Source organism: Butyrivibrio sp. INlla16 (assembly GCF_900104155.1).
Lineage (GTDB): Bacteria > Bacillota > Clostridia > Lachnospirales > Lachnospiraceae > Butyrivibrio.
Genome location: NZ_FMYB01000039.1, coordinates 1 through 11840, shown reverse-complemented (window position 1 = coordinate 11840; position 11840 = coordinate 1). Strand labels below are relative to the sequence as shown.

The following is an 11840-nucleotide window of genomic DNA, read 5'->3' as shown; positions in this document are numbered from 1 at the left end:
AAATATGGCTTAGTGTCTGTAATAATGAAAATTACCAAGAACAAAAAATCAATAGATTGTATTTTGGAGGATATAAAATGGCTAAGAAATTACAGAAGGCTCAGCTTTGCATAGACAGAGACTTTGAGATCAGCAAGATAGATGAGAGAATTTTCGGTTCCTTCCTTGAGCATCTCGGAAGAGCGGTTTATGAGGGTATTTATCAGCCCGGAAATAAGAATGCGGACAAGGACGGATATCGCAAAGATGTACTTAAGCTCATAAATGAGATACATGTACCGATAGTAAGATATCCGGGAGGTAACTTCGTATCCGGCTTTAACTGGGAGGACAGCGTAGGTCCCCAAAAGGATCGTCCCCGCAGAATAGAGCTCGCATGGAACGTTGTGGAGACCAACCAGTTTGGACTCAACGAGTTCATGGAGTGGTGTAAAAAGGCAAATACAAAGCCCATGATGGCAGTTAACCTCGGAACAAGAGATATAGATGCGGCAAAGAATATTGTAGAGTACTGCAACATCAAGAGCGGCACATATTACAGTGATCTTCGTATTAAGCATGGTGTGAAAAATCCGCACGACATTAAGCTTTGGTGCCTCGGAAATGAGATGGACGGCCCCTGGCAGATCGGCCATATGACGGCACAGGAATACGGCATGAAGGCAGGAAGAGCAGGCCACATAATGAAGCTTGTTGATCCTTCAATAGAGACTGTTGTTTGCGGATCTTCATCACTTTACATGGATACCTTTGGAGAGTGGGAAAAGACAGTGCTTGAATGCAGCTATGATTCTGCTGATTATTTATCACTTCATACCTATTATGGTAATCCCGAGGATGATACACCAAACTTCCTTGCAAGTAATGTGGCAATGGATAAATTTATTTCACAGGTAATCTCTATTTGTGATTATGTAAAGGCAGTTAAGAGAAAGAACAAGACTATCAATCTTTCCTTCGATGAGTGGAACGTATGGTATCACAGCAACGAGCAGGATAAGAAGCTTGAGAAATGGGTTGAGCATCCGCATCAGCTTGAGGATGTATACAACTTTGAGGATGCCCTCCTTGTGGGCTCAATGCTCATAACACTTCTTCGTCACGCAGACAGAGTAAAGATTGCATGCCTTGCACAGCTTGTAAATGTTATTGCACCCATTATGACAAGTGATACAGGCGCATGGAGACAGACCATTTTTTATCCATATATGCACGCAAGCCTCTACGGAAGAGGAACGGTTCTCAACACAGTTGTTAAGTCTCCTTCCTACGAGAGTAAGCACGGCGATGCTCCTTATATCGATAGTGTTGTTACTGCTGATGATGAAAATGAGACAATCACAATTTTTGCAGTAAACAAGAATCTTGGAGAAGATTTCGAGCTTACATGTGATCTCAGACAGTATGCAGGCTACAAGCTAGTTGATCATATCGTACTTACAAATGATGATCTCAAGGCTGTAAATACTGAAAAGAAGCCCAATGCCGTTGCTCCCACAGAGGGTAAGAACACTAAGGTTGAGAAGGGTATCCTTACAACGGTTCTTCCTTCAAAGAGCTGGAACGTTATCAGACTGGCTAAATAATCCTATTATTCAAGATTGTAATCTCTTTAACCTTCCCTAAAAGAGATGTACAAAAAAGCCGGCTCATTTCTGAGCCGGCCATAGAAGCTATATAGCAGAGATGGAACCTGTAGAGAATTACTTAGCGGTAATTGCAGGTTCTGTTTTTTATTAGTTTACGTTTGACCAGATCTTATATCTCTGATTGGGATTTACTCCCTTCTTCTGGAACAGTTCGCTTAATGTTACAAGTGTGTAACCCTGTTTCTGAAGACCCTCGATGATCTGAGGAAGAGCCTGTACAGTCTGGTTATTGCCCTGGAAATCATGGAGAAGGATGATCTGTCCGTCTCTTGCGCCGCTGAGTACAGAATTTACTCTCTGCTGTACAGAGGTGCTGTTTTCCCAGTCATTATGTGTAGAACCCTGAATGAAGGTTGCATTGATGTTCTCATGCATTGTGTTGCTTGTTGAAAGGTAAGGTGCTCTGAAGAACTTAACGTCAACACCTACAGCATTCTTGATTGCTGAAGCAGTCCACTCCTGCTGATTGCGGCAATCCTGAGCGCTCATTCTGGACATGTCCTGATGAGTATATGAGTGGCTTGCAAGTTCACATCCCATTTTTACCTGTCTCTGCATGATGCTGAGAGTATCCATGCTGATATTCTGTCCGATAAGGAAGAATGTAGCTTTTGCACCGTATTTCTCCAGCGCATCAAGTACACCGTTTGTTGTGCTTGAAGGACCGTCATCGAAGGTAAGGGCGATATACTTGCCTGTATCCTTCTGTGTCTGGTTTCCTGTCTGAGCAGGTGCAGGTGTCTCAGTTGCTCCGGTAGCCTGTCCACTCTCTTCACCCCATCTGAGGGAATCAAGATAAGCATCCCAGTTGCCGTCATCTGCTGTAACAACAAGTTCAATCTTCTGATTGCCTGTACCGTGATTTACATTCTTGATAGTGTATTCAGCAGTATTAGCATCGCCGTAGTAGAAAGTACCCTTGTATTCGCCACCGATCTTAAGATCAACTCTTGCCATGTTGTTATTGTTTGAAGCGCCGCGAAGAGTGAAATCATGAGTGCCGTATGCAAAATACTGAGTGAAGCTTACGCTGTCGTTGTTAGCATATAATGCTACGCCATTGAAAGGACTGCTGATGCTTCCTGTATACTGACCTGACTTTGTCATGTCCTCACACTGTTTGGAAGTGTTGCCCTGAGCAGGTGTGCTGCTCTGGTTACCGTCCTGGCTCTGGTTTCCACCCTGATTTCCGCCCTGGTTACCGGTGGAAGGTGTTGCAGACTGACCTGAACCACCACTCCACTTAAGTGAATCTATGAATGCATCCCAGTTACCGTCATCTGCTGTAACAACAAGCTCAACCTTCTGATTACCGGTCTTATGATTTACATTTTCGATCGTGTACTCAGCGGGATAAGAACCACCATAGTAGAAAGTTCCCTTGTACTCGCCGCCGATCTTGAGATCAACTCTTGCCATGTTATCGTTGTTTGAAGCACCGCGAAGAGTGAAATCGTGAGTTCCGGAAGTGAAGTTCTGAGTAAAGCTTACACTGTCATTATTAGCGTATAATGCTACACCGCTGAACGGACTGTTGATATTGCCTGTGTACTGACCGGACTTGGTCATCTGCTCGCACTGCATGGAAGTTCCGGTCTGAACAGTAGTGCTGCCCTGATTGCCACCCTGGTTTCCGCCTTGGTTTCCACCCTGATTACCTGAAGAGGAACCACCGATTGTCATAACGTTCTTATAAACGTTAGCGTAGCCGCTACTCTGGTAACCTTCGATGTTAAGAGCTGCCTCGGTAAGTCTTCCGAGTCTGATACCCATTCTCTCCCAAGCCTTGAAATGCTCGGTTACGCTGATGGTACCGCTTTCCTTCTTACTGGTACGTACGCTGAAAATCTGGGTAAAGTTTGTATCTCCAATGATTGAAGGCGCGTTATAACGATTTGTTACATATACGTCATATGTACCGCCATCTACCTGGATCTGACCTCTCGGAGATCCCCCCGGCGGACGCCATGAACCCCAACTGTCTACAATGTAATACTCAATAAGTGGATCAAGAGTCCAACCATATACACACAGATATGAATTTCCATTCGGTCTGTAATCAACACCATAATCGAATGATATATTTCCGATCTGCTGATAGGTCTTAGTCTGATCGAATTTTCTGCCCTTTCTGAAAAGAGCGTTTCCGATGTTGCTCCATTGACAAGTGAATGCCCCCCCTGCATCCAGCGTCATACTGGTAGTTCCGTAATCTTTCCACAGCTCATAATCGTAGCCGTCCTGATTGCCGGTCTTATTATCGTACAGCGTTGTAGCTGCCTTGGCCTGCAAGGAAGGTACTAAGAGCTGCGCGCACATGAGAGTAGTCACGAGCGCAGATGTCAAAACTTTCTTCAACACTTTCTTCTTTCCTCCTATTATTATATTGTCTGCTATATAACATGGCTGTATTATATACGAAGATAAAAAAACATGTATTACAGAATTTAGTGCGTAAAATTGTTCAATATGTCAAAAAATCAATCATATTTATGCAAAATAATGAATATAGTTTTGAGTATACAATTTTATATATATTTAAGCACTTAGATATTGCGCCACTTCTCAAGTTTTGCTAAACTTTAACGCGAAAGTAATACTATTTTTTTACCATTTTTTTGAGTTTTATATGGCGGTTTATTACCGTATCAAATTTTAGGAGGATTCTACAAAATGGTTGAATGGAAAAACCTTGATAAGTTAAGTTCATTCGATGAGCTTAAGAAGGTAAAACGTGTTGATCTCGTATCTGCTATGACAGGTGAGAACGGCGCTAAGAGAGTTAAGGAATATTCCGTAGATATGGCTGAGGGCCTTACCTACAATTATGCCGCTAAGGAAATCGATGATGACGTTCTTGCAGCACTTGATAAGCTCTCTAAGGAAGCACAGCTTTCTGAGAAATTTGAAGCCCTCTATAACGGCGAAGTAATAAATACCGGTGAGAAGAGAATGGTTCTTCACCAGCTCACAAGAGGTCAGCTTGGAAATGATGTTATGGCTGACGGAGTTAACAAGCGTGAGTTCTATGTGAAGGAACAAAAGAGAATTGCAGATTTCGCAAACAAGGTTCACTCCGGAGAAATCGTAAATGAAAAAGGTGAGAAATTCACAACAGTAGTTCAGATCGGTATCGGCGGATCTGATCTCGGCCCCAGAGCTATGTATCTTGCTCTTGAAAACTGGGCACACAGAACAGGCAACTTTAAGATGGAAGCTAAGTTCATCAGTAACGTAGATCCTGATGATGCATCTGCGGTTCTTAATTCTGTAGATGTTGCTCATTCTATTTTCATTCTTGTATCAAAATCAGGAACAACTCTTGAGACTCTTACAAACCAGAGCTTTGTAATGGATGCTCTTAAGAAAGCAGGACTTGATTCATCCAAGCACATGATAGCCGTTACTTCTGAGACATCTCCTCTTGCAAAGAGCGATGATTTCATTGAAGCCTTCTATATGGATGATTATATCGGAGGACGCTATTCTTCAACCTCAGGCGTAGGCGGAGCAGTTCTTTCACTTGCTTTCGGCCCTGATGTATTTGCACAGTTCCTTGATGGTGCTGCAGCAGAGGATAAGCTTGCAGCTAATAAGGACATGATGAAGAATCCCGCAATGCTTGATGCCATGATCGGATTCTATGAGAGAAACGTACTCGGATATCCTTCAACAGCAGTCCTTCCTTACTCACAGGGACTTAGCAGATTCCCTGCACACCTGCAGCAGCTCGACATGGAGTCAAACGGTAAGAGCGTAAACCGCTTCGGAGAGCCTATAGATTATGTAACAGGTCCCGTAATCTTCGGTGAGCCCGGTACAAACGGACAGCACTCCTTCTATCAGCTTCTCCATCAGGGTACAGATGTTATCCCGATGCAGTTTATCGGCTTTAAGAACAGCCAGCTTCAGAACGATGTTGATATCCAGGGCAGCACAAGCCAGCAGAAGCTCTGCGCTAACGTGGCAGCTCAGATTGTAGCATTTGCCTGTGGTAAAAAGGATGAGAACCTTAACAAGAACTTCAAGGGTGGACGTCCTTCAAGTATTATCATCGGTGATGAACTGAATCCGAAGTCTCTCGGTGCACTTCTTTCTCACTTCGAGAACAAGGTTATGTTCCAGGGCTTTGTATGGAACTTAAACAGCTTCGATCAGGAAGGTGTACAGCTCGGAAAAGTACTTGCAAAGAAGGTTCTCGCACACGAGACAGATGGAGCCCTTGCAGTATACAGCAATCTGTTGAATATTTAACAAATTAGAATAATATGCCCCCACGTATACTATATTTGATTTCAATCTCGTTGCAAAAAACGCATAATAGATTGAACTCAAATATAGTATGCGTGGGGGCTTAGTTTTTTCAAAAATATAAAAAATTATACAAGCAGAATATTAGGCGAGGAGTGATATTGTTATTGTGCTACTGCATCCTCGATAATATTTAAAATTGTCTCTGTGGCGCCGGACTGGTTTGATTCTTTCATCTTTTCGATATATTTTTCACGGTGTTCATAAACATCAAAGATGCTCTCTACTAGAATGTCCTCATCAAGTTCCTCATTGTCTATAACAACGGAAAAACCCTGCTTTTCAAAGGAACGGGCATTTATTATCTGATCGCCTCTGCTGCTTTTGGCAGAAAGAGGAACGAGAACATTGGGCTTACGCAGAGCTGCAAGCTCACAGATAGCGTTGGCACCTGCTCTTGATACCACTACATCTGCCATGGCAAAGATGTCCTTCATCTCGTTCTTGACATATTCGAACTGCTTGTAGCCTTCCATATTGAGCTTTAGGTTATCCATTTTATCCTTACCACACAGATGCACAATATTAAAGTGAGGAAGGAGCCTTGGAAGTGCATAGCGTATTGTTTCGTTTATGCTCTGAGCACCGAGGCTTCCTCCGGTAACCATGATAACCGGCTTATCATCTTTAAAGCCGCATATCTTCTTACCCATCTCACGTGAGCCCTTCAAAAGCTCTTTTCTTATGGGAGTTCCGGTTAAAACAGCTTTATTTGCGGGAAGGAGTTCAAGTGTCTCCGGGAAGTTACAGCAAATAGTCTTGGCCGATGAAAAGCTGAGCTTATTGGCGAGACCGGGGGTCATATCAGATTCATGGAGTATGCAGGGAATGCCAAGGGTTGAAGCTGCCCTTATTACAGGAACGGAAACAAAGCCTCCCTTGGAAAAAATAACATCCGGTTTAATCTTCTTTAATAGCTGTCTCGCTTCAACAAAGCCCTTCATAACTCTGAAAGGATCAGAGAAATTCTTTGGATCGAAATATCTTCGAAGTTTACCTGTTGAAATGGAATAATATGGAATATGGAAATCAGCTATGAGCTTTTTTTCGATTCCTGTATGCGAGCCAATATAGCAGATCTCGTAGCCTTTTTCCTTAAGCTCGGGAATAAGAGCCATATTCGGTGTAACGTGGCCGGCAGTGCCGCCACCGGTTAAAACAATTTTCTTAGACATTTATTAATAAGCCTCCTTAATTATAAGAGTACCACAGATTTTTAAAGACCGCACACTTAAGAGAAGTATAGGACTATTGAATGAATCAGGGCAATTCATACAGTATGTAGCTATCCTGTTTAGCCCTTATTTTTGACTTTCCGATAAGAGGCATGATCTTTTCCTTTAACTCGGGATTCTTAGCTGCAGTATCGGTATCAATAAGAAGCAGTTTTACTGCATTACTGTCAAGATCAGGGAACTTAGTATCAATCTCATCTGCGCTATCAACAAGGTAAACTCTCTCGTGAGAGATTGTAAGATCCATTGGCGGTTCGTAGTGTATCTCGTTTGTAAATGAAAAACACACATCATTATAATCAGTATTCCTGTAGAGGAATTCATCAAGGGTATAATCCGCATCACCGTCTCTTGATACTATGTACTTCGAAGTAGATGTGGGAACACCCGTTATAAGTATCATGATAAAGAGGGCGATAGCAAAAGCAGGTATGAGAGGAGCAATCCTTCTTCCGAGAAAAAAGGTGCCGCCTTCCGCATCCTTTCCAGCCGTAACGGCTCTTTCGTACGCAACTGCAGCAATTGGAGCTGTCATTGCAACGCACCATCCGGCTTTCATCATGGAAAACTCATGGACGGCGGAGTGATTCTTAAGCAAAAGTATCTGAAAGGCTACAGCGATATAGCTTGCTATTACAAGTGAAATATCGGTATTTGTGAAAAGTGATTTTATGCGAGCACCCTTTTTCAATGTAAGGAATGCAATAACTACGGTTACAAACTGGAACAGGAAAAGATAAAACATGAAGCTTCGCTGTTCCTGAGTAAAGGCGGAGGTAAAGTTTTCAATAAGTCTTGAAACAATCGCGGAAAGACTGTCGTCACCGCCGGTTCTGAATTTGAGCTTGTATTTTAAGGTATCGAGCCAGCCATCGACAAAACTTAGCTGTACAAGGAAAGTGATGAGTGCAAGCACTACAGGAACGGCATAGGAAAGACCACATGCCACAATATCCCGCAGGGATTTTTTATCAAGAATATGGCCGATTATCCTCATCACAAATACAAAAAATGCAAGGATCCAGAAATAGTAGTCCGTGAGGATTCCGAGATATATTGTCACAAAATGAAGTATTTTTATGAAAATCATCAGAGGCTTTTTCGCCCGGAGTTCCGGCATGTATAAAAGCTCTTCCAGAAACAGGAACATCATGACATACAATAAAACGCTCTGATCAGTGAAAAATACATTTGGAAGATACCAGGCGTTTACCGGAAGAAGCATCCATAAAGCCACTGTGGATACGGAGATAAGAATTCTAGAAAGGCTCGCGCCTATGCGGTGCTTCCAAAAAAGAACAAAAATAAAACTTGAAAAAAGTAGGGATTCAATTGCGAAAAGAATCATCTGGAGATGCTTTACGAAAGAAATATTTATAAAGCTTCTGCCGGACAAAACGGCACACAGCCACACAAGAACAATATGTCCGCTGGGATAGCTTATGAAAGGGACTCTGTCATTGAAGCTCTGGAACTCAATGGAGCGATAATTTTCGCAGGCAGTAAAGTGCATCTTTGCAGCACCTTCTTCGAGCCATATATTTACATACTTAACGGTGGAGGCAGACTGCCAGATATTGTCTCCGCCCATGTTCTCGTATCTGATAGGATATTTAAAATTGAAAACAGCTAAAAAAATCAGCAATGTAAACAGATTAACAAGAAAAAAACCAAAAAATGTATTCTGAAATTTGCTCATTGTGGCACATCCTCTTAAAACTTATCGTCTGTTCATACTACCATATTTTTTGCTATAATTAAATTCACTTCTAACTAAGAATTAAGCTTCGGAGGACAGTAAGAAAATGCCGGATTTTCTTAAAAAGATTTGGGTAAAGCTTCCCATAACACATAGATTCTGCTTTTTTATAAGTCTTATGACAGGACTTCTTGTTCATTTCTTCATGATTTCAAACAAGATTACAAATCTGGATGATATTGTATGCGTACCGGGAGTAGGCGGAGGAAAAGTTCTGGGAAGATGGCTCCAGGATCCCATTCACGATATTTTTTCACCCTGGTCTGCGCCGGCTCTTAACGGCATCATGGCGATAATTTTTCTCTCGGCAGCAGCCTGCGTAATAGTTTCCGTATTGAAAATTGAGAGTATAACAGGCGCTGTTCTTGTAGGTGTTATGATGATGACACTTCCCAGCACCGCAAGTAACATGTATTACATGTATCTGGCTCCGATCTTTGCGCTTTCTATTCTTGCAAGTGTTCTGAATGTGTATCTTACATCCAAGTACACCTATGGTTTTATTTTAGGTATTGTTTTGCAGTTCCTTAGTATGGCTTGCTATCAGGCATACTTTGGTCTTTCTGCCTCACTTTTTGTACTTGCATATTTTCTCATGCTGATGGACGGAGCAAAGGTAAGTCTTGTCATAAAGAAGGGACTTAGAAGTCTCCTTGGTCTTGCGGTGGCAATGGCGGGATATCTTATAAGTCTTAAGTTTGTTGATCTTAGCGAGTATAAGGGACTTAGCAGCATTGGACATACCTCATCGGCGGACCTTGTATTGTCGATACTTAGGGCATACCACAGAGTTGTTCAGTATTTTGTTACGGCGCCGGAGAGCTTTATGAAAGGCGCTCCCACACTATTCAACAGAGTGCTGGTTGTATTTTTGATAATTCTTGTGGTCCTTCTTTTTATATGGAAAAAAGCCTTTTCAGAGATTTCAAGAGGAGTAATATGCCTTATTCTCCTTGCAATTTTTCCTCTGGCACTTGGACTTGTGTATGTGATGGCGCCAGAGCTTTCTCATGCATCCACAGTTATGATCTATTCCTACAGCGTGTTCTATTTCTTCCTCATAGCTGGAATGGAGAGAATAATGAGAGGCGCAGAAGGTACTAAGAAAAAAGCATCGGTATTTCTTGCATCACTCATTTTCATAGGGCTTATTCTCGAAGCTTATGCCGGCGCGAGAGTAATAAATAACTCATATTACAGAAGCTATGTTGCCCAGAACCGTGTAATGCAGTATTACAACAGAATAATCTCAAAGTTGGAGGATGGAGGATATAAGTACGGTGAGCCAATGGCAATCCTTGGAGGTTTTTATCCGGATCCTCTTCCGGTGGCAGCCCACAGTATGCACGGGGCTATTCTTGCGGATTTCGAAGGTGCTACACTCGAAGAGCACTTATTCCTTCCGACTCACAGGGACAGATTTATTCAGATATGGTTTGGAATTGATACAGGGGACATTACCTCTGAGAAAAAAGAAAAGCTCATGAAAACAGCCGAATTCAAGGAAATGTCTAATTACCCTGAAGACGGCTGTGTAAAACAAATCGATGGTGTGTGGGTTGTGAAGCTAAATGAGGACGATGGTTAAAAGTCGGTCTTTTCCATAAGGCCTTCGATTTTGTTCCAATATTTCTTGGGATCTACGTCGACTCCTTCAACATGGTCGGAGCCGAGTATCAGGCAATACTGCTTGGGCGCGCTGCACTTTTCATAGAGGCGTGCGCTCATATGAGGATCTATAACCTTATCCTCATCGCCGTGAATAAACAGAGTGGGTGTCTTTGACTTTTCAACAGCTGAAAGCACATCCACCTTTTTTATGTCATAACCACAGCGGATAAGTACCAGCAGACGAATAATGAAAAATGAAACCGGGAAAGGAATCAGGTGCTTGCCCTGTTTATAGATGTCTGCAAACTCTTCATAAACGGTGGTATAGCTGCTGTCAGCAACAGCAAGTATTACGTTATCCGGCAGGCTTTCACCGGTGGTCATAAGGGTTATCGCAGCACCCATACTTACACCATGTATGAGAATATGCGCATCCTTGTCCTTTTTAATTATGTGATAAATCCACTCTAAAATATCAAGTCTGTCAAAATATCCGTAGCCGGTGTAGTTACCTTCACTTTGGCCAAAGCCTCTGTTGTCGGGAAGGAGCACGTTTATGCCCATTTTGTGGTAATGCTCGGCAAAGATACCCATATATTCGCCGTCACTTCTGACACCGTGAATAACAATGGCATATTTGTGACTTTCTTCTTCTGCCTTAATGTAATGTGCGTGAAGCTTTAACTCATCAATGGAATCGACATAGACATCTTCTCTGAAAGGATTATTTCTTACCCACCTGATTGCCTTTGAATCCATTGGGTTATTGTCTATTTCTTTCTGTGTTTTCTTTTTCGGAACAACTGCCATATCATAGAAAATCGATGCAGCTGCGGCTCCACCTCCGAAGAGAGCTGTAAAAAGACCAAATAATACGAAATTTCGCTTTTTGCTCATGGGAACCTCCTTTGCAAGTAATGTATAAAAATTTTAGCAAATACTAATAAAATGTGCAATTGGTGTAGGGTTGTTTCATGAAGCAAAATAAATATAGGGTCTTTTAGCGATGAAACTTAGAGGGAAAAGCATTATACAAAAGTGCTTTTCCCTCTTCCTTTTTCTGCTCTGTAGAGGTATAATATACCTAAAGTATAGGTATACGCCACCTATACGAAAGGAGGAAGGTATGAAGACTGAAAAAGTATATCCAGAATGGGTTCAGGCACAACGCGTTAAGGGGACTACCATCAAGAAAAAAGGTGATTCATATTACCTGTACAAGCGTACATCGAAAAGGGTTCCGGGGAAAAAATACCCCCAGCCTGTGGATACCTA

General features: G+C 42.2%; 7 protein-coding genes. 3 read left to right on the top strand and 4 right to left on the bottom strand.

Annotated elements, in window-relative coordinates; translation table 11 throughout:
- Positions 1-77 precede the first annotated feature (77 nt).
- Positions 78-1586 (top strand): arabinosylfuranosidase ArfA, encoded by a 1509-nt coding sequence (locus BLR42_RS15895; protein ID WP_091871159.1) that lies wholly within the window; start codon positions 78-80, stop codon positions 1584-1586.
- 150 nt (positions 1587-1736) lie between these two features.
- On the opposite strand, the gene BLR42_RS22895 is transcribed toward BLR42_RS15895, so the two are convergent.
- On the bottom strand, positions 1737-4010 hold the full coding sequence (locus tag BLR42_RS22895; RefSeq protein WP_091871156.1) for a glycoside hydrolase family 11 protein: 2274 nt from the start codon (positions 4008-4010) through the stop codon (positions 1737-1739).
- Positions 4011-4322: 312 nt separating this feature from the next.
- On the opposite strand from BLR42_RS22895, the gene BLR42_RS15885 reads away from it, so the two are divergent.
- Positions 4323-5903, top strand: coding sequence for a glucose-6-phosphate isomerase (locus BLR42_RS15885; protein WP_091871153.1), 1581 nt, complete (start codon positions 4323-4325; stop codon positions 5901-5903).
- A 161-nt stretch (positions 5904-6064) separates the two neighbouring features.
- Here the strand turns inward: BLR42_RS15885 and BLR42_RS15880 are convergent, their stop codons facing one another.
- A complete protein-coding gene (locus BLR42_RS15880) occupies positions 6065-7135 on the bottom strand; it encodes an undecaprenyldiphospho-muramoylpentapeptide beta-N-acetylglucosaminyltransferase (RefSeq protein ID WP_091871150.1) in 1071 nt (356 codons plus the stop codon).
- An 85-nt stretch (positions 7136-7220) separates the two neighbouring features.
- Complete coding sequence (locus BLR42_RS15875) at positions 7221-8894, bottom strand: hypothetical protein (RefSeq protein WP_091871146.1); 1674 nt, start codon at positions 8892-8894, stop codon at positions 7221-7223.
- A 106-nt stretch (positions 8895-9000) separates the two neighbouring features.
- On the opposite strand from BLR42_RS15875, the gene BLR42_RS15870 reads away from it, so the two are divergent.
- A complete protein-coding gene (locus BLR42_RS15870) occupies positions 9001-10542 on the top strand; it encodes a glucosyltransferase domain-containing protein (protein ID WP_091871143.1) in 1542 nt (513 codons plus the stop codon).
- Here BLR42_RS15870 and BLR42_RS15865 read toward each other — a convergent pair.
- Positions 10539-11462 (bottom strand): alpha/beta hydrolase, encoded by a 924-nt coding sequence (locus BLR42_RS15865; protein WP_091871140.1) that lies wholly within the window; start codon positions 11460-11462, stop codon positions 10539-10541. The genes BLR42_RS15870 and BLR42_RS15865 overlap by 4 nt on opposite strands.
- Between the last annotated feature and the right edge of the window lie 378 nt (positions 11463-11840).

Bases quoted from the DNA above. Each gene is read 5' to 3' on its own strand.
- BLR42_RS15895 (WP_091871159.1), top strand. From the start codon at position 78: ATGGCTAAGAAATTACAGAAGGCTCAGCTTTGCATAGACAGAGACTTT.
- BLR42_RS15885 (WP_091871153.1), top strand. From the start codon at position 4,323: ATGGTTGAATGGAAAAACCTTGATAAGTTAAGTTCATTCGATGAGCTT.
- BLR42_RS15880 (WP_091871150.1), bottom strand. From the start codon at position 7,135: ATGTCTAAGAAAATTGTTTTAACCGGTGGCGGCACTGCCGGCCACGTT.
- BLR42_RS15875 (WP_091871146.1), bottom strand. From the start codon at position 8,894: ATGAGCAAATTTCAGAATACATTTTTTGGTTTTTTTCTTGTTAATCTG.
- BLR42_RS15870 (WP_091871143.1), top strand. From the start codon at position 9,001: ATGCCGGATTTTCTTAAAAAGATTTGGGTAAAGCTTCCCATAACACAT.
- BLR42_RS15865 (WP_091871140.1), bottom strand. From the start codon at position 11,462: ATGAGCAAAAAGCGAAATTTCGTATTATTTGGTCTTTTTACAGCTCTC.